This window comes from Halorubellus litoreus (assembly GCF_037081675.1).
Lineage (GTDB): Archaea > Halobacteriota > Halobacteria > Halobacteriales > Natrialbaceae > Halorubellus > Halorubellus litoreus.
In genome coordinates, this window is record NZ_JAZAQL010000001.1 from 938,430 (window position 1) to 963,088 (window position 24,659).

At 69.3% G+C, this 24,659-nt stretch carries 26 protein-coding genes and 1 tRNA gene; 17 read left to right on the forward strand and 10 right to left on the reverse strand.

Translation table 11 applies throughout. The features are described 5' to 3' along the window. Positions 1-89: 89 nt before the first annotated feature. The 4 genes from VYJ16_RS04735 to ribH all read left to right on the forward strand — a co-directional run bounded on the left by VYJ16_RS04735 (position 90) and on the right by ribH (position 3,661). Positions 90-1,487, forward strand: coding sequence for a DolP-mannose mannosyltransferase (locus VYJ16_RS04735; RefSeq protein ID WP_336349155.1), 1,398 nt, complete (start codon positions 90-92; stop codon positions 1,485-1,487). A gap of 111 nt (positions 1,488-1,598) precedes the next feature. After that, a complete protein-coding gene (locus VYJ16_RS04740; protein ID WP_336349156.1) occupies positions 1,599-2,441 on the forward strand; it encodes a polyprenyl synthetase family protein in 843 nt (280 codons plus the stop codon). Positions 2,442-2,600: 159 nt separating this feature from the next. Then, positions 2,601-3,197, forward strand: coding sequence for a riboflavin synthase (locus tag VYJ16_RS04745; protein ID WP_336349157.1), 597 nt, complete (start codon positions 2,601-2,603; stop codon positions 3,195-3,197). Then, positions 3,194-3,661, forward strand: coding sequence for a 6,7-dimethyl-8-ribityllumazine synthase (ribH, locus tag VYJ16_RS04750; RefSeq protein ID WP_336349158.1), 468 nt, complete (start codon positions 3,194-3,196; stop codon positions 3,659-3,661). The genes VYJ16_RS04745 and ribH overlap by 4 nt, the downstream gene beginning before the upstream one ends. A gap of 28 nt (positions 3,662-3,689) precedes the next feature. Here ribH and VYJ16_RS04755 read toward each other — a convergent pair whose 3' ends face one another. Beyond that, complete coding sequence (locus VYJ16_RS04755; protein ID WP_336349159.1) at positions 3,690-4,799, reverse strand: DUF373 family protein; 1,110 nt, start codon at positions 4,797-4,799, stop codon at positions 3,690-3,692. Between the two features lie 79 nt (positions 4,800-4,878). Further along, positions 4,879-5,130 (reverse strand): hypothetical protein, encoded by a 252-nt coding sequence (locus tag VYJ16_RS04760; RefSeq protein ID WP_336349160.1) that lies wholly within the window; start codon positions 5,128-5,130, stop codon positions 4,879-4,881. 131 nt (positions 5,131-5,261) lie between these two features. Between VYJ16_RS04760 and VYJ16_RS04765 the strand changes: the two genes are divergently transcribed. Both VYJ16_RS04765 and VYJ16_RS04770 read left to right on the forward strand, forming a co-directional pair. Further along, on the forward strand, positions 5,262-6,173 hold the full coding sequence (locus tag VYJ16_RS04765) for a YqcI/YcgG family protein (RefSeq protein WP_336349161.1): 912 nt from the start codon (positions 5,262-5,264) through the stop codon (positions 6,171-6,173). Then, the gene (locus tag VYJ16_RS04770; protein WP_336349162.1) at positions 6,170-6,751 is read left to right on the forward strand and encodes a cysteine hydrolase family protein; all 582 of its coding nucleotides are present in this window, start codon (positions 6,170-6,172) and stop codon (positions 6,749-6,751) included. Before VYJ16_RS04765 ends, VYJ16_RS04770 begins: the two co-directional genes overlap by 4 nt. Before the next feature lie 29 nt (positions 6,752-6,780). On the opposite strand, the gene VYJ16_RS04775 is transcribed toward VYJ16_RS04770, so the two are convergent. Continuing rightward, positions 6,781-7,299, reverse strand: a complete 519-nt coding sequence (locus VYJ16_RS04775) for a phosphate-starvation-inducible PsiE family protein (RefSeq protein WP_336349163.1) — start codon at positions 7,297-7,299, stop codon at positions 6,781-6,783. 189 nt (positions 7,300-7,488) lie between these two features. On the opposite strand from VYJ16_RS04775, the gene VYJ16_RS04780 reads away from it, so the two are divergent. Then, complete coding sequence (locus VYJ16_RS04780) at positions 7,489-8,484, forward strand: radical SAM protein (RefSeq protein WP_336349164.1); 996 nt, start codon at positions 7,489-7,491, stop codon at positions 8,482-8,484. A 72-nt stretch (positions 8,485-8,556) separates the two neighbouring features. On the opposite strand, the gene VYJ16_RS04785 is transcribed toward VYJ16_RS04780, so the two are convergent. Further along, positions 8,557-8,991 carry a DUF7979 domain-containing protein gene (locus VYJ16_RS04785; RefSeq protein WP_336349165.1) on the reverse strand — a complete coding sequence of 145 codons (435 nt, stop codon included), beginning with the start codon at positions 8,989-8,991 and terminating at the stop codon, positions 8,557-8,559. Between the two features lie 139 nt (positions 8,992-9,130). Between VYJ16_RS04785 and VYJ16_RS04790 the strand changes: the two genes are divergently transcribed. Further along, a complete protein-coding gene (locus tag VYJ16_RS04790; RefSeq protein ID WP_336349166.1) occupies positions 9,131-10,537 on the forward strand; it encodes an outer membrane protein assembly factor BamB family protein in 1,407 nt (468 codons plus the stop codon). Between the two features lie 66 nt (positions 10,538-10,603). Here VYJ16_RS04790 and VYJ16_RS04795 read toward each other — a convergent pair whose 3' ends face one another. Next, positions 10,604-11,548, reverse strand: coding sequence for an alpha/beta fold hydrolase (locus VYJ16_RS04795; RefSeq protein ID WP_336349167.1), 945 nt, complete (start codon positions 11,546-11,548; stop codon positions 10,604-10,606). Positions 11,549-11,846: 298 nt separating this feature from the next. Between VYJ16_RS04795 and VYJ16_RS04800 the strand changes: the two genes are divergently transcribed. Together VYJ16_RS04800 and VYJ16_RS04805 are read left to right on the forward strand one after the other, a co-directional pair. After that, the gene (locus VYJ16_RS04800) at positions 11,847-12,326 is read left to right on the forward strand and encodes a TRAM domain-containing protein (protein ID WP_336349168.1); all 480 of its coding nucleotides are present in this window, start codon (positions 11,847-11,849) and stop codon (positions 12,324-12,326) included. A gap of 186 nt (positions 12,327-12,512) precedes the next feature. Further along, positions 12,513-13,298 carry an SDR family oxidoreductase gene (locus VYJ16_RS04805; protein WP_336349169.1) on the forward strand — a complete coding sequence of 262 codons (786 nt, stop codon included), beginning with the start codon at positions 12,513-12,515 and terminating at the stop codon, positions 13,296-13,298. Positions 13,299-13,316: 18 nt separating this feature from the next. On the opposite strand, the gene VYJ16_RS04810 is transcribed toward VYJ16_RS04805, so the two are convergent. Both VYJ16_RS04810 and VYJ16_RS04815 read right to left on the reverse strand, forming a co-directional pair. Beyond that, positions 13,317-14,348 carry a mannose-1-phosphate guanylyltransferase gene (locus VYJ16_RS04810; RefSeq protein WP_336349663.1) on the reverse strand — a complete coding sequence of 344 codons (1,032 nt, stop codon included), beginning with the start codon at positions 14,346-14,348 and terminating at the stop codon, positions 13,317-13,319. 26 nt (positions 14,349-14,374) lie between these two features. Further along, positions 14,375-14,653 (reverse strand): DUF7091 family protein, encoded by a 279-nt coding sequence (locus VYJ16_RS04815; protein WP_336349170.1) that lies wholly within the window; start codon positions 14,651-14,653, stop codon positions 14,375-14,377. Positions 14,654-14,878: 225 nt separating this feature from the next. Here VYJ16_RS04815 and VYJ16_RS04820 point away from each other — a divergent pair, with 225 nt between their 5' ends. From VYJ16_RS04820 to VYJ16_RS04835, 4 genes are all read left to right on the forward strand, one after another. Continuing rightward, positions 14,879-15,814, forward strand: coding sequence for a replication factor A (locus VYJ16_RS04820; protein ID WP_336349171.1), 936 nt, complete (start codon positions 14,879-14,881; stop codon positions 15,812-15,814). Position 15,815: 1 nt separating this feature from the next. Next, positions 15,816-16,424 carry an RPA family protein gene (locus tag VYJ16_RS04825; RefSeq protein ID WP_336349172.1) on the forward strand — a complete coding sequence of 203 codons (609 nt, stop codon included), beginning with the start codon at positions 15,816-15,818 and terminating at the stop codon, positions 16,422-16,424. 125 nt (positions 16,425-16,549) lie between these two features. Further along, positions 16,550-16,969, forward strand: a complete 420-nt coding sequence (locus VYJ16_RS04830) for a DUF8146 domain-containing protein (protein WP_336349173.1) — start codon at positions 16,550-16,552, stop codon at positions 16,967-16,969. 213 nt (positions 16,970-17,182) lie between these two features. Continuing rightward, the gene (locus VYJ16_RS04835; RefSeq protein ID WP_336349174.1) at positions 17,183-17,383 is read left to right on the forward strand and encodes a hypothetical protein; all 201 of its coding nucleotides are present in this window, start codon (positions 17,183-17,185) and stop codon (positions 17,381-17,383) included. A gap of 12 nt (positions 17,384-17,395) precedes the next feature. Here the strand turns inward: VYJ16_RS04835 and VYJ16_RS04840 are convergent, their stop codons facing one another. Beyond that, positions 17,396-17,851 (reverse strand): DUF5814 domain-containing protein, encoded by a 456-nt coding sequence (locus tag VYJ16_RS04840; protein ID WP_336349175.1) that lies wholly within the window; start codon positions 17,849-17,851, stop codon positions 17,396-17,398. 276 nt (positions 17,852-18,127) lie between these two features. Between VYJ16_RS04840 and VYJ16_RS04845 the strand changes: the two genes are divergently transcribed. The 3 genes from VYJ16_RS04845 to twy1 all read left to right on the forward strand — a co-directional run bounded on the left by VYJ16_RS04845 (position 18,128) and on the right by twy1 (position 19,886). Next, positions 18,128-18,200: transfer RNA gene (locus VYJ16_RS04845), tRNA-His, on the forward strand. A gap of 317 nt (positions 18,201-18,517) precedes the next feature. Beyond that, positions 18,518-18,784 carry a hypothetical protein gene (locus VYJ16_RS04850; protein ID WP_336349176.1) on the forward strand — a complete coding sequence of 89 codons (267 nt, stop codon included), beginning with the start codon at positions 18,518-18,520 and terminating at the stop codon, positions 18,782-18,784. Positions 18,785-18,896: 112 nt separating this feature from the next. Beyond that, positions 18,897-19,886 (forward strand): 4-demethylwyosine synthase TYW1, encoded by a 990-nt coding sequence (twy1, locus tag VYJ16_RS04855; protein ID WP_336349177.1) that lies wholly within the window; start codon positions 18,897-18,899, stop codon positions 19,884-19,886. Positions 19,887-19,914: 28 nt separating this feature from the next. On the opposite strand, the gene VYJ16_RS04860 is transcribed toward twy1, so the two are convergent. Together VYJ16_RS04860 and VYJ16_RS04865 are read right to left on the reverse strand one after the other, a co-directional pair. Continuing rightward, on the reverse strand, positions 19,915-21,300 hold the full coding sequence (locus VYJ16_RS04860; RefSeq protein ID WP_336349178.1) for a hemolysin family protein: 1,386 nt from the start codon (positions 21,298-21,300) through the stop codon (positions 19,915-19,917). A gap of 226 nt (positions 21,301-21,526) precedes the next feature. Next, a complete protein-coding gene (locus VYJ16_RS04865) occupies positions 21,527-24,610 on the reverse strand; it encodes a PAS domain S-box protein (protein ID WP_336349179.1) in 3,084 nt (1,027 codons plus the stop codon). Between the last annotated feature and the right edge of the window lie 49 nt (positions 24,611-24,659).

Here is a 24,659-nt window from a genome sequence, read left to right on the forward strand (position 1 = left end):
AAGCGGGACCCGCCCGGACGCGATACGGAGGGCGGCCGAGTGCGAGGGGGAAGACACTTTCCGGTGGCCGGCGCGCGTCCGTACGTCGGATGGTCGCCGCCGAGGTCTCCCTCCCGTCGAGCGTCGAGCGAGTGCTCGCTGCGGTCGCGAGCGTCCAGCGGCGCGTCGACGCGGCGCTCGCCGAGCGCTGGCGCGCGCTCGTGCTCGTCCTCGCGACGGTCGCGCAGACGGTGTCGGCGTTCCGCGTCCTCTCGCGTCCGGGTTATCCGCGGCTCCGCGATTCGAAGATCTTCGAGTACGTCGGCTGGCAGCTCGCTCGCGGCACCACGCTGTACGTGGAGACGTTCGAGGTGAAACCGCCGCTGTCCTTCGAGACGACCGCCCTCCTCTCCCTAATCGCGGGCGACGACCAGTTGCTGTACCATCACCTGAACGTCGCCCTGACCTGTGCCGTCGCGGTTCTCGCGGTCGCGCTCGTCGCGGAGTTCGCGCACGCACTCTGCGGCGAGCCCGCCGCGGCGGTCGCCGCCGCCTGTTCGCTGTACGTCCTCCCGCAGTTCGCGCTCCGCTCCGGCTTCGGGTTCAAGGCGAAGTACTTCGTGCTCGCGGCCGGCCTGCTCGCGCTCTGGCTGGCGCGCGACGACGTCGGCGTCCTCGGTCGAGTCGCAGGTGACGGCCGCGCTCGGTCCGCGAGCGACGTGCTCGCGGGCGTGGCGGCAGCGGCCGCGGTCGGCTACTGGCAGCTCGCCGCGGTCGTCCCGGTCGTCGTGCTCGGGATGGCGGCGCGACGCGGTCGGCGTGCGGTCGGGCGCGTCGTCGCCGGTGGCGCGCTCGCCAGCCTCGTCGTGCTCGCGCCGGTGCTCGCCGCGGGGGTCGACGGCGTCGTCGCGATGGTGAACCAGACCGTCCTCGTCTCGCGGTACGCGACCCAGGGCGGGAGCGCGCTCGACCGAGCGGTTCGCGCACCGAACATGCTGTACTGGGGGCGACCGCTGTTCGCCGTCGGGCTCGTCGGGCTCGCGGTCGCCGCGGTCCACGGCCGCGACCGAGGCGGCGCGTGGCCGCTCGCGGCGTGCGGGGCGTGGTTCCTCGGCGTCGTCGTCGCGTTCGACCTGGACGCCGCCCCGGACCTGTTCCCGACGCTCGCGTTCGTCGCGGTCGGCGTCGGCGTCGTCGCCGGGCGTCGCGGTCCCGCGGTCCGCGGCGTCGTCCTCTCGCTCGCGGTGGCGGCCGCGGTCGTGAACGTCGCGTTCCTCGGCGGGTTCGGCGTCGTCGTCGAGCCCTTCGACCTCGCGGAGGGCCCGCCGTCGGTCGCCGAACCCGAGACCGTGGCGGCGCCGTACTCGACCGCCGAACACCACGCGCTCCTCTGGCACGGCATCCCCGCGGAGACGTGTCACGTCTTCTTCGGGCCGACCCAGCGGGCGTGGGTCGCCGCGGTCGACGGCGACCCGCTCGCCGAGCGCTGTCGGACGACGTTCCCCTGAGGCGCCCGAGGTTCGTCGGGTCCGGCGACGGCGATCGCGGGACTGATGCGTGCTGGCCCACGGTCGCCCAATCCGTCACCTACATGGCAGGGACGCGCCTAGGCGCTGGCAATGGAGTTTCTGGAGCGACGTCAGGGGCTCGTGAACGACCGGTTGCGGGAGGTGCTGTCGGCGGTGGAGCCGGCGGCGCTCCGCGAGCAGGTCGAGCACGTGTCGCTCTCGGGCGGGAAGCGCGTGCGACCGGTGGTGACAGTGCTCGCGTGCGAGGCCGCGGGTGGCGACGCCGAGGACGCCGTCGATTACGGCGTCGGCATCGAGCTCGTGCACAACGCGTCGCTCGTCATCGACGACATCATCGACAAGTCCGACCTCCGGCGGGGGACGGCGTCGGCGTGGACGGAGTACGGGCACGGGCCCGCCATCGTGGCGAGCGACGGCCTGCTCGGGGAGGCGTTCGCGCTCTTCAGTCAGGACCCGCAGGCGACGCAGGTCGTCGCGGAGGCGATGGTCGAACTCGGCGAGGGCGAGGCGACGGAGCTGGCGGCGATGCCGACGAACGAGGACGAGTACATGGAGCTCGCGCGCCGGAAGACGGGCGCGTTGTTCCGGGCGGCGGCGGAGCTCGGCGCTATCGCGGCGGACGCGGACCCGTACACGGTCGAGAAGCTCGGCGAGTACGCCGAGCGCGTCGGCGTCGCGTTCCAGATCCGGGACGACGTCTTGGACGAGACGGCGGACGCGGACGACCTCGGGAAGCCGACGGGTATCGACGAGGCGATGGAGCGACCGTCGGTCGTCCAGGTCACGGAGCTGTCGGCCGCGGAGGCGACCGAGCGCGCGGAGGCGGAGTCGGCGGCGGCGCTCGACGCGCTCGCGGCGGTGGACGCTGACGACTCGGAGGCCGGCCAGTACCTCCGGGACCTGGCGCGGTTCGTGGTCGTGCGCGAGCGCTGACGACCACGCTCGATTCTCCTCGTGGGCGCCGGATCCTGTGTTCGTCGACAGCGGCCGCCGTCGGCGTCGAGCGCGGGCACGTCCCTTCGACCGTCGAATTATCGTCTCATTTCTGGAACCCATAACGCGTTTGTGAGCGGCGGGTGGTGGTCGGAGTGCATGTACACCGGCGTCGTCCGCCACACCGGTCGCATCGCTTCGGTCGACGAGTACCACGACGGCGCGGTCCTCGACGTCGAGACGCCCGATCTCGGGGCCGAACCCGGAGACAGCGTTGCGGTCGACGGCGTCTGTCTTACCGTCGAGGCCACGACGGACCAGGGCTTCCGCGCGTTCGCGTCGAGCGAGACCGTCGCGTGCACCGCGCTCGTCGACCGCGCCGGCGACGAGGTGAACCTCGAAGCGCCCATCTCGCTCCGGGACGCGCTCGACGGCCACCTCACGAAAGGCACCGTCGACGCCGTCGCGACGGTCGAGCGCGTCGACCGAGAGGCCGCGGACGGCACGTGGACGTACCACGTTGCGATACCCGAGGGCCACGCCGCTCACGTCGCCGCGAAGGGCGCGGTCGCGCTCGACGGCGTGAGTCTCACCGTCGACCGCGTCGACGACGACCGCGGGACGTTCGCGGTCGCGGTCGTCCCCGAGACCCGCGACCGCACGACGTTGTCCGAACGCGGCGCGGGCGACGGCGTGCACTTCGAGGCGGACGTCCTCGCACGGTACGCGGTCCGCGCCAGCGAGGTCGAGACGTGACGCCCACGGAAGCGGATTCCGCGACCACCGCGGAGGCCGACTCGGTCGCTCGGGTGGCGCTCGTCGTCGCCCGGTTCTACCCGGACCTCGCCGACGAGATAACTGCGGCCGCCGAGGCGCGCGTCGACGCGCGGGACGCGACCGTCGTCGAGCGCGTCCCGGTGCCCGGGGCGTACGACGCGCCGCTCGTCGCGGACCGCCTCGCCCGACGCGACGACGTCGACGCCGTCGCCGTCCTCGGCGTCGTCGTCACCGGCGACACCGACCACGACCAGGTCGTCACGCACGCGACCGCCCGCCTCCTCGGTCGCGTCGCCCTCGACCGCGACACCCCCGTCGGGTTCGGCGTCCTCGGCCCCGACATGAGCGGCGCCGAAGCCCACGACCGCGTCGAGAAGGCCGCGAGCGCCGTCGACGCTGCCATCGACACGCACGCGGCACTACGGAGCGTCACGTCGCCATGACTCGCCGCCGGACGAGCGGTGCCCGCGGTCAGTTCGCGGGGTCGACGCGGTCGGGGTCGTCCTCTGCGTCGCCGCCGAAGTGCGTCTCGGCGACCGCGAACGCGAGCGTGGAGGCGACCCCGAGCAGCGTCCCGCTGAGGAGGGTCGCGGCGAGGAACGGGAGCGAGACGAGTTCGAGGAAGTACGCGCTGACGCCGTAGAGCACCATCCCCATGGCGACGACGTAGAACGGCGCGTTCAGGTACCGCCACTCGAGGCGGCCGGCGATGTACTCGTCGGTTATCTGGCCGAGGCTCGTGGTGACGCCGGCGGCGGCGAACCACTGGACGGCGCCGTAGACGAGCGCGGCGAGCACCTGGAGGACACCGAGTTCGCCCGCGGTGCGCCCGCGGACGGTGTCGAGGGTCTCCACGCCCGTGATGCCGCCGACGCCGAGCAGCGCCGCGGCGACGACGTAACTCAGTATCGTCATCCGGCCGGCGTACAGCGACGACCGCACGCGCTCGACGGTCGCGTCGAGCTTGTCGCCGACGCCGAGGCCGCGGCCGAGCACGTAGAACCCGATCGCGGCCGAGGAGAGTCCCAGGACTTCGCCCGGGAGCTGGAGGAGGTCCGCGAGGATGGCGAGCGGGTAGATCAAGAGCAGGATGCCGAGCGGCACGAGGATGGTCCCGCGGGTCTCGGGGTCGTTCATCACCTGCTTGAGCGTGTAGTACATCGACTCGAGGTCCTGGGCCTGCCGGACGACGACGCGCCTGACGCCGTCGACGGTGACCCGGGAGCGGATGACGGGGATGACGGACTCGTCCTGCGCGCCGTCCGTGACGATGAGCGCCTTCACCTCCTCGCTCGTCGCGAGGCCCGCGAGGACCTCGTCGACCTCGTCGCCGACCGCGCGGTTCGCGCGGACGTCGCCCTTCTCGTTGCCCGTGACCGCCGCCACCTCGACGCGCTGGTCGGTGATGGTGTCGGCGAGGTGCACGCCCTGGAAGAGCACGTTCACGTCGGAGTCCTCGGGGTCCGCGGTCGCGAGCTTGACGGCGGCGTCCTCGACCGCGTCGCGACCGACGACCGGCGTCTCCACGTCGGTCTTCCGGCCGACGTCGTCGTCCAGGTCGACGCACACCACGAGCAGCATCGTCGGTACGTTCGCCGTCGCCGTTTATCTGTTTTTGGTTGGTCGCGGTCGTCCACGGCGCCGCCGCCAGTCCACGCGGTCAGCTCCCGCGCCGGCCGCGGAGGCGGGCGAGGAGCCCGCGGTCGCCGGTCCGCTGCTGCAGGTGTTTCTGTGCGGTTTCGGCGGCCTCGGTGCGGTCGCGGACCGCGTGCGTGTCGACGCGTCGACCGGCGTCCTTCCGCTCGGCGAGCGAGCGGACGCGGCCGCCCGGACTCCCGCGGTGGACGACCCACGCGAGGACCGCGAACGGCGCGACCGCACCGAGAACGACCATCGCCACGATGACGCCCATGTCACCGACTAACACATTTGAAGATAAATTGGTTTCGGCCAACAGGTCTGGTGGGTGGTTGCGGACCGCCAACGGTCGCAGGGGGTCTGATTCCGACGCGTTCATGACGTCGTAGACCCGAGCACTAGCGCATGAGCACCGGCGTCGCGAGCGGACGGGAGGAACTGGTCGGCGGCGACGTGGTCCGGCTCTTCGAGCAGCCCCGCGTGGAGCGTCGCATCGAGAACGGGACGCTGCCCGCGTGGGCGCGACGACAGTACGAAGCGTTCGACGAGAAGCTCCTCGGCGAACGCAACGGCACGGACTTCCCGTGTCACTTCGGCGTCGACGCCCAGCGCAACGGCGGCGCGCTCTACACGTTCGTCCCGCTCGCGGACGGCACGAACGCGGTCGGCGCGGACGCGCTCGACGCGACCGCCCTGGACGCGCTCGCCGACGTCGTCGCGGCGTACCTGGCGACGCGCGAGATGCACGGCCCGCGCACGAGCCTCGTGACGTTCTTCGAACCACCCGCGGACCCCGACGCCTGGACCGAGGCCGACTACCGGGAGGCGTTCTGGCGCGTCCTCCAGTCCCTCCACGACGCCGACACCGCGCCCTGGCCCGCGGACATCGCGACCGACCCCGCGCACCCGCAGTTCGAGTTCTGTTACGCCGGCGAACCGATGTTCGTCACGGGGGCCGCACCGTTCTACGACGAGCGCGCCAGCCGGTACAACGGCGTCGGCCTCGAGGTCACCTTCCAACCGCGGAGCGTCTTCGCGGGCATCACGGGCGACACCGACGCCGGCCAGCGCGCCCGCGAGCAGATACACGACCGCATCGAGGACTACGACGGCACGCACCCCCACGCCCACATCGGGGACTGGGAGGACGACGACAGCCACGAGTGGAAACAGTACCTCCTTCCCGCGGGCGACGAGGCGTTCGCCGACGACGCCTGCCCGCTCGACGTCCACCCCGTCGACGTCGCGAGCTCGAACGACGACGCGGGCCCAGAAGACGACGCGACCGCATCGCCGGGCGACGGTGAGAGCGCGTGACGTCCGACACGACCGAGTCCGGCGAGCGCATCCTGCCGGACCCCGGGACGGCGCTCGTCCTCGTCGACGTCCAGGAGGGGTTCGACGACCCGGCGTGGGGCGACCGGAACAACCCCGACGCGGAGGCGCGCGTCGGCGACCTCCTGTCGTCGTGGCGGCGCCGCGGCTGGCCGGTCGTCCACGTCAAGCACGACTCGACCGAACCGGACTCGCCGCTCCGCCCGGACGCGCCCGGGAACGCGTTCAAGACCGAGGCGGAACCCACAGACGGCGAACCCGTCTTCCACAAGTCCGTCAACGGCGCGTTCGTCGACACCGACCTCCAGCCGTGGCTCGACCACCGCGGCATCGGCCGGCTCGTCCTCTGTGGGCTGACGACCGACCACTGCGTGTCCACGACCGCGCGGATGGCGGAGAACCGCGGGTTCGACGTCACCGTCGTCGCCGACGCGACCGCGACGTTCGACCGCACCACACACGACGGCGAGGTCCTGCCCGCCGAGGCGTCCCATCGCGCCGCGCTCGCGCACCTCGACGGCGAGTTCGCGACCGTCGTCGACGCCGCCGACCTCACCTGACCGCGTAGTGGCCACCCGCTGGCTGCGGGCTACGAGTCGCTGACGGCTTCGCGTTCGACGTAGAGGAGCGCGCCGAGCGAGAGCAAGATGACCGCGTAGGCAGCGGCGGTGAGGAGGGCATCGGTCTTCGTCGCGAACGTGTCGGTGCGGTAGACGATGACCTTCCTGACGATGGCGATGATGCCCGTGTAGAGGACGAGCCGGACGATGCTACGAGTCTCGTCGCGTCGGGTGTACGCGACGACGGTCTGGTAGACCTCGACGATGATGAACAGGAGGAGCGCGGTGTCGATGAACCCGACGACGACCTCGGGGTCGAAGATGTTCGGCGTGAACGCCTGCTCGCCGATCTGGAGCGAGAGGTCGAACACGCCGATCGCGAACAGGACGACGAGGACGTACGCGGCCACGATCTCGATACCACGGATGAGCGACTCCGAGAACTCGACCACGCGCTGGGTGCGCGACTCCGCCTCGTCGTCGCTCCCGTCGGCGAGCTCTTCGGCGGCGTCGTCGACGGTCGCCTCCGAACCCTCATCGACAGTCATTCTCTCACACGACACTGCGGTCGCGGACGGGATAACTGGCGGGGCAGGTACGGCGGACCCGACCCACGCCACCGAAACCGCAGGGACCGCGCCGAGGGGGTCCGTGAGGAGGACTCGCACGTCCGGCGAGCGCCAGCGTCCGCGTTTCGCACGCTTTTTCCCGCTCGACGCGGTTGCTAGGTGCAAGGAATGATATCGAAGGGCTGCGAGCAGTGCGCCAAGGGCGGCAAGATGGTGATGTTCGTCTACGGGTACTGCGACCAGCGCGATTGCTTCTACTGTCCGCTCGGCGAGAACCGGAAGAACGTCACGGACGTGTACGCGAACGAGCGTCTCGTCGAGAGCGACGAGGACGTCATCCAGGAAGCGAAGCGCATGGACGCCCTCGGCACGTCCATCACTGGCGGGGAACCCCAGGAGGCGATGGACCGCACGTGCCACTACCTTTCACTACTGAAGGACGAGTTCGGCGAGGACCACCACACGCACCTCTACACGGGCATCCCCGGCGGTCGCGAGAACATGCGGCGCCTCTCGGAAGCGGGCCTCGACGAGATCAGATTCCATCCGCCCGTCGAACTCTGGGGCGACATGCACGGGACCGAGTGGGAGGACATCCTCTACGTCGCTCGCGAGGAAGGATTGACGCCGGCGTTCGAGATTCCGGGCATCTACGCGGAACCGGAGTTCCTCGAGTTCCTCGACGAGGGCGCGGCGGAGTTCTGTAACATCAACGAGTTCGAGATGAGCGACGGGAACTACCGCCGCATGCAGGAGGAGGGCTTCGAGCTGAAGGACGGCCACATGAGCGCCGTCGAGGGGTCGCGCGAGGACATCCTCGACGTGATGGGCGACCACGAGAAGGTGTACTTCTGCACGTCGGTGTTCAAGGACGCCGCCCAGCACCGCCGGCGCCTGAAGCGGATGGCGCGGAACATCCGCCGGGAGTTCGACGAGGTCACCGACGACGGGACGCTCGTCTACGGGAAGACGACGGTTCCCGCGGAGCGCTTCGAGGCACTGGGCGTGCCCGAGGAGTTCTACACGGTCAAGTCGGAGCACGTCGAGGTCGCGTGGTGGCTCTTAGAGGAGATGATCGAGGAGGGCGACGTCGACGAGGGCGAGATCGTGGAGCAGTACCCGACGGTGAACGGGACCGTCGTCGAGCGTACGCCGCTGGCCTGACTGTTCCAGCATCCGGCGACCGCCAGGTCGCCGGGTCGCGGGAAGTCGACGATTCTCAGTACTTGTATCGGTTCAGACGGGGTAGGAGCGGCGGCGTTGTCGGCGGTCGCGGGTGTGGAACGCGAAGACGATCGCGGCGAAGCCGCTGGCGGCGGTGGCGAGCGCGGCGACGCCGAACTGGGTGAACGGGTCGAAGTAGGTTCGGCGCGCGAACAGGTGGTACTCGCCGGCGTAGCGGACGGCGATGGGGCCGCGTCCGGGGCCGGGGAGGGCGCCGAGGCTGTCGGTGACGTAGCGGTCGCCGGCGATGCCGGCGGTGACGCGGTCGCGGTCGGCAGCGGTGAGGTCCGGGTAGTCGACGACCCAGTCGGCGTCGGCGAGGTCCGTGGTGACGCCGGCGTACGCGAACTCGAAGCGGATGGCACCGACGCCGAGGACGACGCCGGCGACGACGAGGCAGACGCCGAGGACGAACGCGAGCGAGGGTGCCTGCGGCGGGGAACGCATGCGATATGTAGGCATCGGGGAACGATAAGGACTGCGAGCGGGCGGTGGATTCGGTGGCGAGGCGACGTCGAACGGGAGTCCGAGTGATGGTCGCCCCCTCGGCCCGCAGTTTCATGTACGTTTCTCACAAGGAACGCGTATGGCGAAGCGACGTCGATTCTTGGCGGCAGTCACCGGCGGGTTGTCGCTCGCGGGCTGCCTGCGATTGGAGGGGGGCGAGGGGGCGACCGCGGAGGGAACGACGGTACCCGGGACGGACGAGCCGGCGCCGCCGTCGAGCGCGGCGCCGACGACCGAAGCGCCCACCGAGGAACCGACCGACGAGGACCCGGGGTCCGCGACGGCGCTGTCGGGGACGTGGCGGCAGTTCCGCGGTGACGCTGCGAACACCGGCCGCACGACCGCTGCTGGCCCGAGTGCGTCCGTGGAAGCGACCTGGCGGTCGAAACCGTCCGACCCGGTCGCGGCGATCTCGTCGCCCGTGGTCGCGGACGGTCGCGCGTACGTCCTCGCCGACGAGGGCGTGCTCGTCGCGCTCGACGGGACCGACGGGTCGCTGGTGTGGTCCCAGCAACTGCCGGGGGACTCGGACACGGTCGGGTCGCCGGCGGTCGTGGACGGGACCGTGTTCGTGGCGTCGCTCGACGGCGGTACCGCGTACGCGCTGAACGCGTCCTCGGGCGCGTTCGAGTGGCAGGCGTCCATCGACGGCGGTGCGTTCGCGTCGCCGGCCGTCGGTGACGGGGTCGTCTACGTGGCGTCGACGACGGGCGTCGTGCACGCGCTCGACGCTGCGGACGGCTCGGAGCGCTGGCGGTACGAGACCGGCGGCCGGACCGTGCTCGCGTCGCCCGCGCTCGACGACGGGTCGCTCTACGTCGCGAGTACGACGCCGAACGAACTCCCGTCGGGCGTCGACGACCTGTTCGACGTCCTGTACTACGACCAGTTCTACCGCGGTGGCGACGTCGAGACGGAGCCGCACGCGACCGCTGCGAGGCTCGACGCTCGCGCCGGACTGCACGTGCTCGACGCGTCGAACGGGGACGTCCTCGGCACGCAGTCGTTCCCGCACTTCGTCGCGTCGACGCCCGCGGTCGCGGCCGACGCGCTCGTCGTCGGCTGCTGGGACGGGAACGTGTACGCGCTCGAACGCGGGTCCGGCGCGGAGCGATGGGTCGCGTCGACCGGCGCGCCGATCAGTGCGTCGCCGGCGGTCGGCGACGGCGTCGTCTACTGCGGGACGTGGAACGGGAGCCTGCACGCGTTCGACGCGAGCACGGGCAGCCAGGAGTGGTTCCTCCCCGTCGGCGAGAACGTCTCGTCGTCGCCCGCCGTCACCGACGACGCGGTGTACGTCACCGGGCGAGGGGGCGGACTCGTCGCCGCCGGACTCGACGGCGGTGTCCGGTGGCGGTTCGACGGCGCCGCTGGCGGCTTCCATCCGTCCTCGCCGGCGGTCGTCGACGGCGCCGTCGTCGTCTGCGGCGAAGGCGACAACCCGGACGCGGCCGACGGCGTCGTCTTCAGGCTCGACGCCGCCTGAACGCGGCCGCGCTCGGGGCGCGTTCGACGGTCACTCGGGGCCGAGGAACTACCCGGGGCCGAGGAACTACTCGGGACTGAGGAACGCGAGGATGGCGTCCCGGGCGTCCGTGGTCGGTTCGAGCCACGGCGTGTGGCCGTGGTCGTCGAGGACGACCATCTCGCCGTCGGGCATGGCGTCGGCGACCGGACGGCCGACGGCTGGCGGCCAGAAGAAGTCCTCGGTCCCCCAGACGAACCGCGTCGGGACCGTGCTCGTCTCGAGTTCGTCGCGGACGACGAACCGCGCGTGCATTCCGCCGCGGAGCGTGCCCGCGGTCGTGTTCAGCGCGACGAGGCTGTCGGTCTGTCCGGGAACCCGTTCGCCCGCGAGGCCGACCTCGAGGAGCGCGTCGTCGAGCGCGCTGTCGTCCTCGAGGTTGATGAGGTTCCACTGCTCGCGGGCGTCGTCGAGCGAGTCGGCGATCGACCGGCGGAACAACCACGGGCCGACCTTCGGCGCGTACGTCAGGCGGAACACCCACGGGACCTTCCGGGAGAGCCCGCCGGGCGCGCCGACGAGGCACGTCCGGTCGACGCGCTCGGGGTGGTCGACCTGGAGGTGCAGCGCCTGCATCCCGCCCAGGGAGTTCCCGAGGACGCGCGTCGCGTCGACGTCGAGCGCGTCCATGAGGCCCGTGACGTAGTCGACGCCGAACTCGCGGAAGTCCACGGTCGCGTAGTCCACGGCCGTCGACAGCCCGCGGCCGGGGCGGTCCGGCGCGACGACGCGGAACTCGTCGGCGAGCGCGTCGAACAGCGGGAGCCACGTCGCGGCGTTCGTACTGAGGCCGTGCAGGCAGAGCAGCGGCGGGCCGTCGCCCGCTTCGAGGTAGTGAATCCGGTCGCCGGCGACGGACGCGGTCCGCGACGCGACCTCGACGTCCACGTCGTCGACGTACGCCTCCAGCGCGTCCACGTACGCTCGCTCGGCGGGGTCGTTCGCCTGCACCTCCGCGACGGTGAGCGACATGCTCGACCCGAGTGGCGCCGGCAGGAAAGAGGTACCGCCGTGACCGACCGTCACCGGACGAATCCCCGTAATCGCTCAGTCGCGTCCCAGACCGCGAGCGGGGAGCCAGCGCACCGGACGCCCGAAGGGTCGATCACTCGACGCCGCCGCACCCACAGCGAACGCGTCATTCTGGTAGCATAGTTGGTCCAACGGACCAGTGCTTGGTTTTACTCACGGCTGGACGCGTGAACGCGCAATGGGCGTGGGACACCGCCCCAACGCAAGCGTTTTGCCTCGCGGGCCGCAACTGATGGCCATGTCGGACTGTCCACTCGCCGACGACTGCCCGCGATTCACAGAGCGCGTCGCCGGCATGGGGTGTCAATCCTACGGCGACCGGAGCGGCATGGAGTGGTGCAAGGACTACGACCAGCCGATCTCTGACTTGAAGACCCAGCCCGTGAAGCCCGGGGAAGAGATAGTCGTGGAGGTAACGGACATCCACGAGAGCGGCGCTGGCGTCGGCCGCACCGAGGACGGCTTCATCGTGATGGTCGACGGCGTCCTCCCGGAGGCTCGCGCGAGAGTGAAGGTCACGAACGTCCACTCGAATCACGCTCGCGCCGACGAGATCGAGCGCCTCCCGATGGACGAGGACCTCGACGACGGTGACGGCGCCGAACTCGGGTACGACGACCCCGACGAAGCCGACGCCGACGACGACGAGGACGACGATAGCGGCCGGCGCGTCGACCGCGAACGCCTCGGGAGTCGCGAGAACTTCTGGGGGAACTAGCCGGCCGTCGCGGGCAGCCCATCGACCTGGACAGTCCAACCGCCGTCCGTTTCTGCAGACCGCTCTCGACCCGTCGCTTCTGCGAGTCGCGCTCGACGCATCGAGTGGCGACGCGCGTGCGCACCTGTCGCGACGAGCGCTGCCGGCGGCACATGCTATTAGTTCTCTGCGAGCGTCGCCCTTGGCATGGACCTGCATCTTGACGGTGACGTGGCGCTGGTAACGGCGAGTTCGAGCGGGCTCGGATACGCGAGCGCCGAAGCACTGGCTCGTGAGGGCGCACACGTGGCGATCTGTGGTCGGGACGAGGAGCGACTCGCGGCCGCCGAGGCGGACCTCGAAGCCGTCGGAGACGGCCGCGTGCTCGCACAGCCCGCGGACCTGACCGACCCCGCGGACGTGAGCGCGCTCGTCGACGCGACCGCCGACGAGTTCGGCGGCATCGACCACCTCGTGACGTCCGCCGGCGGCCCGCCGTCGGGCGGGTTCCTCGACATGGAGGACCGCGACTGGTACGGCGCGTACGACACGCTCGTGATGAGCGCCGTCTGGACGCTCCGCGAGGCGTACCCCCATCTCGACGCGAGCGAGAAGGGGACGTGGACGGCGATCACGTCCCGGAGCGTCCGCGAGGTCATCGACGACCTCGTCCTCTCGAACGCCGTCCGGCGGGCGGTCATCGGCCTCGTCAAGTCCGTGAGTCACGAGTTCGGCCCGAGCGTCCGCGCGAACGCCGTCCTCCCGGGCGCACACGAGACGAGCCGCATCGAGGAACTCGTCGAGGACGCGGTCGAGCGCGGCGACCACGAGACGTACGCTGACGGGCTGGCGGAGTGGGGCGAGGGCGTCCCGCTCGAACGCATCGGCGACCCACAGGAACTCGGGGACGTCGTCGCGTTCCTCGCCAGCGACCGTGCGAGCTACGTGAACGGCGTGAGCGTCCCCGTCGACGGCGGGAGCCTGCGAAGCTAGCGCTCCGACAGCGAGCACTCAGAAGGCGTCGCGTTCGCGGAGTTCGGCGACGACGTCGCGGACGCGCTGGCTCGCGTCTCGCGGCGCGACGAGCACGCGGTCGTCGAACGCCGCGACGACGATGTCCTCGCAGTCGACCACCGAGACGTGTGCGTCGTCGGTCGCGACGACGCTGTCCGTGGTGTCGACGAGGATGGCGTCGCCGGCCGGGCCGTCGTCCGAACCGAGGACGGCGTTCCCGTCGGTGTCGGCGTCGAGGATGCGCGCGAGGGCGTCCCACGAGCCGAGGTCGTCCCACGCGAACGTCGCGGGGACGACGTACGCGTCGCTGGTGCGTTCGAGGACCGCGTAGTCGACGCTGATCGCGGGCGCGACGGCGAACGCCGACTCCAGGTCGAGCGCGTCCTCCGCGAGCGACGAGAGCGGCGTCTCCTCGCACTCGCGGAGGAACGCGTCGGGCGTCCACGCGAACACCCCCGCGTTCCAGAGACACCCGAGGTCGAGCAGTTGCTCGGCGGTCGCCCGGTCGGGCTTCTCGCGGAACGCCGCGACGGGTGCGTACTCGCCGCCGTCCGCCGTCTGCTGGAACGCGGCGGGTTCGACGTACCCGTACCCCGTCGCCGGTCGCGTCGGTTCGACGCCCATCGTCACGAGTCCGTCCGTGTCGACCGCGACGCGGGCAGCGTGCCGGGCGACCGCAGCGAAGTCGCCGTCGACGTGGTGGTCCGCCGGGACGCAGCACATGACGCACTCGCCGAACTCGTCGCGAACGCGCTGCGCGGCGTACGCGAGCGCCGGCCCCGTGTCCTTCGGTTCCGGTTCGACGAACACCGTAGCGTCGGGTGCGTGCTCGCGGACCGCGGCCGCGTGCCGGTCGCCGGTCAGGACCACCGTCTCGTCTGCGAACGCGACGCGGTCGACCGTCTCCGCGAGCAGCGAGCACTCGCCGTCGAGCGCGAGGAACTGCTTCGGGCGGTCGCTTCGACTCGCCGGATATAGCCGCGTCCCGGTGCCGCCGGCGAGCACGCACGCGACGACCGGGACGTCCACGCCGCCAGCGCCCGCGGACGCCTCGTTCACCACGTCTGCACGCACCCCTCGCGGACGTCCTCCGCGCAGCCCTCGCAGTCCGGGTGGCCCTCCTCGAAGCACGCCGGCCGCCCCTGGTCGTCGACGAACGCCGCGCGCTTCTCGACGTACCGCCGGCAGACGATCTTGTGCCGGCCGTGCTCGTCTTGCGGCAGCTCCGCGGTCGCCCGGCCGGTCCGGTACGCCTTCTGGGCCTCCGCGTACCGCCGCCCCGCCGCGCGCAGCGAATCCCGCAGGCGCTCAGCGATGTCGTCGCCGTCTCCCATACGTCCCCGTCCGGGCGGGCCGCGGAAAGCGTCTTCGCCCACGGACGGGAGACCGTCGAGACCCGAAATCGACCGCCAGCGGGCGTCGACCACCCCCAGCGAAGCGCCCTCTCGACGCCCAGACCGCCCGTCTTCACTTTCACTCCGCATACCACAGTTTAAATACCATCGGGCGCGAAGGTCGATGCGTCTCCCACGAAACACACGCGGAGACAGGAACCCAACATGAGCGATCTGCGAGACCACGCCGAAGACATACACGAACAGTTCTCGGACCACATCGACATCGACGTCGACGACGTCGAGGAACGCCTCAGCACGCTCGTCGACGAGTACAAAGTCCCGCTCGACGAGGCACGGCGCTCTGTCACGAGCCACTACCTCGACGAAGCCGGCATGGAGCGCGACGCGCTCGGTGGCGGCAGCGGCTCGAACGACCACGTCCAGGTCGCGGACGTCGACGAGGACGAACAGTGGATCGACGTCACCGCGAAGGTCGTCGACCTCTGGGACCCTCGGAGCGACGCCGTCGCCCAGGTCGGGCTGCTCGGCGACGAATCGGGCACCATCAAGTTCACCGCGTTCGCGTCCAGCGACCTCCCGAAACTCGAGGAGGACGCCGTGTACGCGCTCGGGAACCTCGTCACCGACGAGTACCAGGGCAACTACTCGGTGAAACTCAACCGGACGACCACGATCGAGCAGCTCGACGAGGACATCGAGGTCGGCGACGACTCGACGACCGTCGAGGGCGCGCTCGTCGCGATGCAGTCCGGCTCCGGACTCATCAAGCGCTGCCCGGAGGAGGACTGCACGCGCGTCCTCCAGAACGGCCGCTGTAGCGAGCACGGCGAGGTCGAAGGCGAGTTCGACCTCCGCATCAAGGGCGTCGTCGACGACGGCGTCGACGCGCACGAGGTCATCTTCGACAAGGAGACGACCGAAGCCATCACCGGCATCAGCCTGGAGGAGGCGAAGGACATGGCGATGGACGCGCTCGACACGACCGTCGTCGCCGACGAGATCCGCGACCTCGTCATCGGCACGTACTATCGCGTGAGCGGCCCGACGTTCGGCCGGTACGTGCTCGCGGACGACGTCGAACAGCTCAGCGAGCCGGTCGATGCGACCGCGGCGCTGGAACGAGCGAGGTCGATGTGACATGAGTCAGGCACCCACTCGCGAAGTCGCGAAACGCGTCTTCGCACGCGAATTCAACGACGCAACGTTCACGTTCAAGGAATCCGACGACGAGCGCGCCCCGAACTTCGCGCTGCTCCCCACGGGGGACCGCGCGAACCGCGTGTTCGTCGTCGGCACCCTGACCGAGACCGAGGACATCGGTGACGAATCCGAGTACTGGCGTGGTCGCGTGGTCGGTCCGACGGGGACCTTCTTCGTGTACGCCGGCCAGTACCAGCCGGACGCGACCGCGTTCCTCCGCGACGCCGAGGCGCCGGAGTACGTCGCGGTCGTCGGGAAGCCGTCGACGTTCGAGACGGACGACGGCACCGTGAACGTCTCGCTGCGGCCGGAGTCCATCTCGGCGAGCGACGAGAACGCGCGCGAGCGCTGGATCGTCGAGACCGCCGAGCGGACGCTCGACCGCATCGAGGCGTTCGAGGACGAGACGAACGAGTACGCGGAGATGGCGCGCGACGAGTACGATACCGCCGTGGAGACGTACCGTCGCGAGGCCGAGGCCGCGCTCGACTCCATCGTCGAGGACGGCGACGCGGCCGAGGAGTCGGAGCCGGAAGCGGCGCCCTGACCGCCGGGGCGCTCGCCGCCCGGCCTCTCGACCGCTGACCGCTGCCGTTTTCTACTGCATCGCGCCCGTCCGTGCGAGCGTCTGACAAATACTTAAGTGCGTGAACGCGATAGTACGCGCCTAGGATGGGGAACAAGAACAAGACGATCTCCTTCCGCGTGAACGAGGACGCGTTCGAGACGCTCCAGGAGATCGCGGAGGAACGAGACATCTCGCTGTCGGCGGTGTTCCGCGACTACGTCGACATGCTGGTCGCGCACGACGGCCAGGTCGCGGTGATGCCCGAGCACGAGATCAGCGAGGAAGACACCGACCAGGAGGAATGGCCACCGAAGGTGAAGGTCCCGAAGAGCTTCGTCCGCGAGCACGAACGCCTCGAACTGGAAGCCGACCACCTCCGCGACCAACTCGACGAGTACAAGCAGTACGTCACGAAGCTCCGCGAGGAGGTGGACGACGACCCCGGCGAGGACGTCATCCACCTCGAGGACCTCGACGGGAGCGAAACCGAAGAGGACGACGAGGACACGCCGTACGTCGGCTGACCGTCTCCTTCTCAGTACGGACGACTCGCTGGCGGCGTTCCCCTGGTTTCGTCGCTCTCGAACCAACCTGTCGTTTCTCGTTCGGTACCGTAGCGCGTACCGGTGCGTCTGGCTCTGTGGGGTTTCGGGGCACGCGGGGTCGGGAACAGTAAACTCGAGCCGACAGGTATCGGTTCCGACAGTTCAAAGCGAGTGGACGTTCGAGGCAGAGTCGTGCGTGAAGTCCTCTATCGGGTCGGCCTCGGGTCGTACGTCCTCTGGCTACTACTGGTGGTGCTGTACGTGCTCGGTCGGTACACGCCCGTTCCGCGGTTCGAGTTGGTGTACTCGGGGGTCGTCTTCGGCGCCGCGGTACTGACCGTGTTCGGTGCCGGTCGGCTACTTCGAAAGGGATATCGTCGGGTGGTCGACTGACACGGAGGCGTCTCACCCGGAGAGGTTGCGTTTCGCGGAGCGCATGCGGTCTCTTGCTTCCTGTCGGTCGTCGACGTCCGCGAGTTCCTCGGCGGCTTCGAGCGTCCGCACGCTCTGATCGAGGAACGAGAGGATGTCGCCCTCGTACGCGTACAGCATGTAGTCGTCGCTCATCACGTCGACGATGGCGCTCGGCCCGAGGCCTTGCGCGCGGAGTTCGAGGAGGTACCGGATGAACTTCCGTTCGGGGTGCCCGCAGTAGGGGTTGTTGTCGCACGAGCAGTCGAGGAAGTCCTTCGCGAAGTCCAGCACGCGGTCTCTGGTCGCCTCGTCGAGCTTCTCCAGGCCACCGCCCTGGAAGAGGATGTCCAGCGTCGCCCCCTTGAACGCTCCTTTCGGGATGTTCGTGTCCAGCTGCGAGGAGAGCTGCCGGTGGTTCTTGACGTAGATCTTGTCCGTGATCGCCACTGTTGCCCACTCGTAACCGACGAACCGCCAAAAGTCGTTCGCGTTCGCGGTACCACGTCGCACGCCACAGCCGCGACCGCAGGCCGCGCGGAGTCGGCTGGGGAGGACGAGGTGCAGTGCGGAGGCGGTCGCGGGTCCTGACACCAACCACCCACCACCAGATGTTTACAAGATACGTAAACCCCTGCGCCGCCGGGAGTGTGCGACCAACCGACGCGGCCGCCCCGAGTCGTAACGTATATCCATCACAGGAATCGTATCTCAAACTGCAACGTGTCCGGGTTGGGGTAGTGGACTATCCTTCAGCCTTGTGGAGGCTGAGACGCGGGTTCAATTCTCGCACCTGGACCTTCTCCGAACGACCACGCGAACAGCCGCCGCCTCGCGCGGCGGCTGTGAGCATCCTGAGAGAGGAGAAGCGCCGATGGAGAGAATTGAATCAGGGAGGTCGCGCGCAGCGAACGGGGGTGAGCGAGCGCGTCCGACCGAGGTTCGATTCTCGCCCCTGGACCTTCTCCGAACGATTACGCGAACAGCCGCCGCGCCAGCGGTGGCTGTGAGTTCCCCGAGTGAGTGTTCTTGTGCTGGTGTTGGGTGTGGGTGCTCGGTGGTGAGAGGGGTGGGTCGTCCCGTAGTTGTTTGTGGGTGCTGTTCGTAGGCGTGTGTATGGCGCTTGACGATAACGACCACGCGGTGTTGCACGACGTGGTGGAGATGGGTGAGGTGGCGGATACGGAGTACGTGGATTCGCCGATCGAGGGGGAGCCGTCGCGGTTGTACGTGTTGTTCGAGTCGGACGTGGACGTGTTGTCGGACGATTTCCAGCAGTGGATGGTGGAGATGGGGGTGGCGGCGATGAACGTGGGGTTCGAGTCGGACGCGGTCCTCGACCAGTTGTTCGTGGAGTTGCAGGACGTGGACGAACTGGTCTGACTGGCGTGCGACGCCCGCTCGGGCGCTGTTTCCGGTCGTCCGTTCTCGACGTCGGCCGGTAGGGCGCGTGGACACCGCGTGTTTTTCCCCGCTGGACGGCGAGGGGGTTGGTATGAGCGATAGCGAGGACGCCGAGGGCGGGCCGATGCAGGTGTCGGACCCGAACTATCATAGCGTGAATCACACGGCGGCGCAGACGTGTGGGTGGACGAAGAACGCGCTGGAGGGCGAGGGGAAGTGCTACAAGTACGCGTTCTACGGGATCGAGAGTCATCGGTGCATGCAGATGACGCCGGTGGTGAAGTGCAACGAGCGCTGCGTGTTCTGTTGGCGCGATCACGCCGGGCACGCGTACGAGCTGGGGGACGTGGAGTGGGACGACCCGGCGGCGGTCGCGGACGCGACCGTGGAACTCCAGCGGAAGCTCCTGTCGGGGTACGGCGGGAACGAGAACGTGCCGCGTGAGGTGTTCGAGCAGGCGATGGAGCCGCGGCACGTCGCCATCAGTCTGGACGGCGAGCCGACGCTGTACCCGTATCTGCCGGAGCTGATCGACGAGTTCCACGAGCGCGATATCACGACGTTCCTCGTGAGTAACGGGACGAAACCCGAGGTGCTCGAGCGCTGCGACCCGACGCAGTTGTACGTGTCGGTGGACGCGCCCGAGCGGGCGACGTTCGATTCGACCGTGAAGGCCGTGGACGACGACGCGTGGGAGCGCCTCGTCGACACGATGGACGTCCTCGCGGGGAAAGACGAGACGCGGACGGTCCTGCGGACGACGCTCGTGAACGGCGAGAACATGCATAGTCCGGACTGGTACGCGGCGTTCTATCGGCGCGCGAACCCGGACTTCGTGGAGCTGAAGGCGTACATGCACGTCGGGCACTCGCGGGGTCGCCTCGACCGCGATGCGATGCCGGCCCACGAGGACGTGCTCGCGTTCACCGAGGACGTCAAGGAGCACATGCCCGAGCACGACCACCTCGCGGACGTCCCGCAGTCCAGGGTCGCACTGCTCGCGCGGGACTCGGATACGTGGGTGCCGGAGCTCCGGAAGGACAGCGAGTTCTGGGCCGACGATCCGCTCGCGGACGTCTGAACGCGGCCTCTCGGAGCGCTGACCCCGGTCAGTCGTGCTCCTGGACGTCGTCCGCCGACGTTTCGTCGACCACGTCGCCCGGGTCGCGGTCGACGGTCACGCGGACCTTCTGGACGCGAGTGTTCTCCACGTCTTCCGCGCGGAGCGTCACGTTCTCGTACTCGAACGCCTCGCCCTGCTCGACGAGACGGCCCGCGCGGTTGAACAGGAACCCGGCGATGGTCTCGAACTCCTCGCCCTCCGGGAGGACGATGTCGAGCGCCTCGTTGACCGCTTCGACGTTCACCGAGCCGTTCGCCACGACGGTGTCGTCGTCGACGAGCTCGATCGGGTGGTCCTCGTCGCCGACGAGTATCTCGCCGACGATCTCCTCGGTCATGTCCTCCATCGTGATGAGGCCCTCGGTGGCGCCGAACTCGTCGATGACGATGACCATGTGCAGTCGGTTCTCGCGCATCTCCGAGAGGAGGTCGTCGACGTTCTTCGACTCGGGGACGTGCAGCGTCGGATTGACGACGTCCGCGACCGTGAGGTCGCCGTAGTCGTCGGCGTCGTCCCCTTCGAGTTCGCGGATGTCGAAGACGCCGACGACGTTGTCGAGACTGCCTTCGTACGCGGGGAGGCGAGCGTGCCCGGACCGGATGCACTCCTCGATGGCGGTGTCGACGCTCGCGTTCGTGGAGATGGCGGCCATGTCGAGGCGCGGCGTCATCACCTCCTTGGCGGTCGCATTCGTGAACCGGAGGGTGCGTTGGAGCATCTCGCGTTCCTCCTCTTCGAGGATACCCTCGCGTTCACCGGTCTTGATCATGTTCCGTATCTCCTCGCGAGTGACGTACGTGGACTCGATGGACGCGTTCCCGCCGGTGACCTTGTTCACGAGCGACGTCAGATAGTAGAACAGCGTGATGAGTGGCCACAGTACCTTCTCGACGACCGTCAGTCCGCGCGCGACGCGGCGTGCGTGCAGTTCGGTGTTCTCGACGGCGTAGGACTTCGGCGCGCTCTCACCGAATATCAGGACCATCGACGTGATGCCGAACGAGGAGACGAGGACCGCCGCGCCCGGGTCGAAGTAGAACTGGACGATGGTCGTCGAGATCGACGACATCGTGATGTTCACCATGTTGTTCCCGACGAGGATGGTGACGAGCAACCGGTGGGGGTCCTCCTTGAGTCGCTGGACCGCGAGCGCGCCGCGTTTCCCCTGTTCGACCATCGCGTCGATCTGGTGGTTCGGGAGGGAGAACAACGCGATCTCGGACGACGAGAAGAACCCCGACCCCATGAGCAACAGGGCGATGAGGAAGCCGCCGACGGCGGTGAGGCCCGGTTCCCCGAGTTCGATACCGACGAACGGCACGGTGTAACTGGTGCTGGCCACGGCCGCTCCTGCGAGCATGGATGTCCCCATCAGTAGGCCGTTTCCGACGTGGAATGGTAATACTTGCGCCCCGAAGCGGACGTTCCGAGACCCAGCCGGACGAATACGGAGAATATCTTGATGAACGTATCAGAATTATCTCGAAAGGCATTCGTTCGTAAGCTTCCCGGTTTGCCGCGGCGCGCCGACCACGCCGAGGGTCGAGGCACGGGCGCGCTGGCGCTTCGGACGGCACGCGCCGGGGCTGCGACCGCGCTCAGTCCTCCGTGGCGTTCGCAGACCCCTCCTCGTCGGTCGCGTTCGCGGACTCGTCGCGTTCGGCGGCGAGCGGCGGGTGGGTGTCGTCGCCGGCGCGCGGGAGGACGGCGACGACGGTGCTGGCGTCGTCCTCGAACCGGAGCTCGCCATCGAACGCGTCCAGGAGCCACGTCGCGATCCAGAGGCCGAGCCCGCTCCCGTGCTCGAGTTGCGTGATGTCGCGGTCGCCGCCGACGAGCTCGCGCTCGAACTCGGGGATGCCGGGACCGTCGTCGCCGACGCGTATCTCGACGGTCGCGTCCGTGGTGGTGACGGAGACCGTGACGTCGCCCGCGCCGTGCTCGAACGCGTTCTCGACGAGGTTCTGGACGACGACCTCGAGCCGGTGGTCGGCGACGGCGGTCGCCGGGTCGGCGTCGAACGCGACGTCGCGCTCGGGGTGGTCGCTCGTCGCGTCCGCGATCCCGTTCTCGACGTGCGTGACGACGTCGACGAGCGCCGGGTCCGGCGTCTCCTCGAGCGCGCGTTCGAGCTCGCGGGCCTTGTCGCTGAGCGCGACGACCTCGTCGACGGCGTCCCGGATGCGGTCCGCGTACTCGCGTTCGTCGCTGCTCGCGGCGAGCTGGTCGACGTACCCGGAGACGAGCGTCATCTCCGTCCGGAGGTTGTGCCGGAGGATGGTGTTGAGGACCTGGAGGCGGCGTTCGCGCTCGTGCTGGGGCGTGATGTCCGTGTAGATGCCGTACCCGCGGTGGACGTCGCCGTCGAGGTACGAGATGCCGCGGAAGAGGAAGTGCCGCGTCCCCTGACTCGTCTGACGGACGATCTCGCGGGTGACGACGGTCGCTCCCTCGGATTCCACGTCGACGGTGCTGGCGTCGAGCCGCCGCGCCTCCTCGCCGCGGTCGTCCGGGACGATGAAGTCGTTGATGGACTCGCCGACGAGCTCGCGCTCGTCGTACCCGAAGACGTCCTCGAACGCGGGGTTGACGCGCTCGATCATCGGTTCACCGTCGACGAACCGGTTCTCGACGACGGGGTCGGGGAGGGACTCGAACAGCTGACGGAAGCGCGCGTTCTCGGTCTCGAGGCGAGCGCGCGTCTCCGTGAGGTCGCTGATGTCGTGGACGACGCCGACGACGGCGTCCTCGTCGTCCGCGGGGAGCGCGGCGACGTCGACGCGCACGGGGAACGGGCGTGGCGCGTTCAGGACGGTCTCGACCGAGGTTTCGGCGGCCGCGCTCTCGCGGATGGCCGCGAGCGCGGCGTCGATGGTGGCGGTTTCGGCGTCGAGGATAGCAGCGAGATGCGTTCCTTCGAGGAGCGTCCGCGGGACGTCGACGGCGGCCGCGAGCGGCGAGCTGAGGAACGCGAACCGACCGTCGTCGTCGAGGACGAACACCATGTCCTGGACGTTCTCGAGCACGGTCTCGTACCGTTCGAGGACGTGCTTTCGTTCGGCGTCGGCGAACGCGGCGGCGGCGTTCGTGACGAGGATCTCGGTGAGTTGCCGTTCGGTCTCGGTGACGGCGCGCTCGTCGTACCGCGAGGCGACGGTGAGGACGGCGTGGTCGTCGATAGGATAGTAGCGGGCGGCGGTCAGCGGCCCGATGGCGTCGTCGCCGTCGACCTCGCGTTCGACGATCTCGCCTCGCGCGAACGCTTCCCCGGGTCCGCCCTCGCCGACGCGGTACGTGGGACGGTCCGGGAGGTCGGCGTCGAGTCGGTCGGTGCTCGCGGCGACCGAGAGCGTGTCCGTCTCCGGGTCGTGAAGCCGGAGGGCGACGTAGTCGTACCCGAGGATGTCCTGCATGGCGTCGACGACGGCGTTCGCGATGGCGTCGCGGTCGGTCTCCGCGAAGAGGTTCCGCGTGGTCTCGAGGAGCCCCGTGAGTTCCGTCTCGCGACGCTTGCGGTCGCTGACGTTCTTGAAGAACACGGACAGTCCGTCCGTGGCGGGGTACGCGGCGACCTCGAACCAGGCGTCGAGGGGCTCGTAGTACTCCTCGAAGACGACCGGCGTCTGTTCGGTCATCGCGCGCTCGTAGCGCTCGCGGAACCGTTCGGCGTGAATGTCGTCGTACTCGTCCCAGATGCGTTCGCCGACGAGCGCGTCCGGGTCGGCGTCGAGGAGGCCTTCGGCGCGCTGGTTGACGTACGTGAACCGCCAGTCGTCGTCGAGCGCGAAGAACGCGTCGTCGATGCGTTCGACGACGCGCTCGTAGCGTTCGCGGGCGTCTTCGAGGTCGGCGTGATGCCGGCGGCGTTCCAGTTCGTGCTCGCAGAGTTCGACGGTGAACTCGACGAACGTCCGGTCGGCTTCGTCGAACGATTCGGTACGGGCGGGGTCGCCGGCGAAGCAGAGGCTCCCGTAGAGTTCGCCGTCGCGTTCGACGGTCCCGCCGACGTAGCAGCCGAGCCCGAAGCGCTCGTAGGGGTCGCTGTCGGGGAGGTCGGTCTCTGCGTCGGCGAGCGCGAGGAAACCGTCGTCGGTCGCGGCGGTGTACTGGCAGTAGGATTCGGGGAGTGGCGCGACCGCGCCCGTCTGGAGGTCAGGGTGGTTGCCGATGGCGGTCGTGACGTGCTGTTCGTCGCCCTCGAACCGCGTGAGGAAGCCGTACGGTAGATCGAGGCGTTCGCAGCCGACGTCGAGGAGCCGTTCGACGATGGTCTCGAAGTCGTCCGCTGGTTCGGTGACGGCGTCGTGCAGTCGCCGATACCAAGCCTGGTCGACGGTCGGTTGCCTGTCGAGGTGCGCGTCGAGGCGGGCGGCGAGGTCGTCGGCGTGCGTGCAGTAGCCGGTGGCGCCGCGTGCGCTGACGGCGGACGCGTACTCGCCGTCTGGCTCGGGCGACCGGGCGATGACGGGGGCGTCGGTCGCGTCGACGACGGCTTCGAGCGCGTCGAGCCGCCAGTCGTCGGCCGTGGCGTCGTGGACGACGCCGTCCACGTCGATGCGGTCGAGGACGTCGAGTGCGGTCGCTGCGTCCGTCGCGTAGTGGACGTCGTACGATGTGCTCTCGAGGGTCGGTTCGTGCTCGCTGGTCGTGACGTGGAGGACGTTCGCTGTCGTCGATTGCACCGGTCTGTTTCCCCCGACTCAGGCGGCATGGTCGGTGCCTGCGTCGTTG

Excerpts from the sequence above, each read along its gene's own strand:
- VYJ16_RS04735 (WP_336349155.1), top strand. The coding sequence starts at position 90 with ATGGTCGCCGCCGAGGTCTCCCTCCCGTCGAGCGTCGAGCGAGTGCTC.
- VYJ16_RS04740 (WP_336349156.1), top strand. The coding sequence starts at position 1,599 with ATGGAGTTTCTGGAGCGACGTCAGGGGCTCGTGAACGACCGGTTGCGG.
- VYJ16_RS04745 (WP_336349157.1), top strand. The coding sequence starts at position 2,601 with ATGTACACCGGCGTCGTCCGCCACACCGGTCGCATCGCTTCGGTCGAC.
- VYJ16_RS04755 (WP_336349159.1), bottom strand. The coding sequence starts at position 4,799 with ATGCTGCTCGTGGTGTGCGTCGACCTGGACGACGACGTCGGCCGGAAG.
- VYJ16_RS04760 (WP_336349160.1), bottom strand. The coding sequence starts at position 5,130 with ATGGGCGTCATCGTGGCGATGGTCGTTCTCGGTGCGGTCGCGCCGTTC.
- VYJ16_RS04765 (WP_336349161.1), top strand. The coding sequence starts at position 5,262 with ATGAGCACCGGCGTCGCGAGCGGACGGGAGGAACTGGTCGGCGGCGAC.
- VYJ16_RS04775 (WP_336349163.1), bottom strand. The coding sequence starts at position 7,299 with ATGACTGTCGATGAGGGTTCGGAGGCGACCGTCGACGACGCCGCCGAA.
- VYJ16_RS04780 (WP_336349164.1), top strand. The coding sequence starts at position 7,489 with ATGATATCGAAGGGCTGCGAGCAGTGCGCCAAGGGCGGCAAGATGGTG.
- VYJ16_RS04785 (WP_336349165.1), bottom strand. The coding sequence starts at position 8,991 with ATGCGTTCCCCGCCGCAGGCACCCTCGCTCGCGTTCGTCCTCGGCGTC.
- VYJ16_RS04790 (WP_336349166.1), top strand. The coding sequence starts at position 9,131 with ATGGCGAAGCGACGTCGATTCTTGGCGGCAGTCACCGGCGGGTTGTCG.
- VYJ16_RS04795 (WP_336349167.1), bottom strand. The coding sequence starts at position 11,548 with ATGTCGCTCACCGTCGCGGAGGTGCAGGCGAACGACCCCGCCGAGCGA.
- VYJ16_RS04800 (WP_336349168.1), top strand. The coding sequence starts at position 11,847 with ATGTCGGACTGTCCACTCGCCGACGACTGCCCGCGATTCACAGAGCGC.
- VYJ16_RS04805 (WP_336349169.1), top strand. The coding sequence starts at position 12,513 with ATGGACCTGCATCTTGACGGTGACGTGGCGCTGGTAACGGCGAGTTCG.
- VYJ16_RS04815 (WP_336349170.1), bottom strand. The coding sequence starts at position 14,653 with ATGGGAGACGGCGACGACATCGCTGAGCGCCTGCGGGATTCGCTGCGC.
- VYJ16_RS04820 (WP_336349171.1), top strand. The coding sequence starts at position 14,879 with ATGAGCGATCTGCGAGACCACGCCGAAGACATACACGAACAGTTCTCG.
- VYJ16_RS04825 (WP_336349172.1), top strand. The coding sequence starts at position 15,816 with ATGAGTCAGGCACCCACTCGCGAAGTCGCGAAACGCGTCTTCGCACGC.
- VYJ16_RS04830 (WP_336349173.1), top strand. The coding sequence starts at position 16,550 with ATGGGGAACAAGAACAAGACGATCTCCTTCCGCGTGAACGAGGACGCG.
- VYJ16_RS04850 (WP_336349176.1), top strand. The coding sequence starts at position 18,518 with ATGGCGCTTGACGATAACGACCACGCGGTGTTGCACGACGTGGTGGAG.
- twy1 (WP_336349177.1), top strand. The coding sequence starts at position 18,897 with ATGAGCGATAGCGAGGACGCCGAGGGCGGGCCGATGCAGGTGTCGGAC.
- VYJ16_RS04860 (WP_336349178.1), bottom strand. The coding sequence starts at position 21,300 with ATGGGGACATCCATGCTCGCAGGAGCGGCCGTGGCCAGCACCAGTTAC.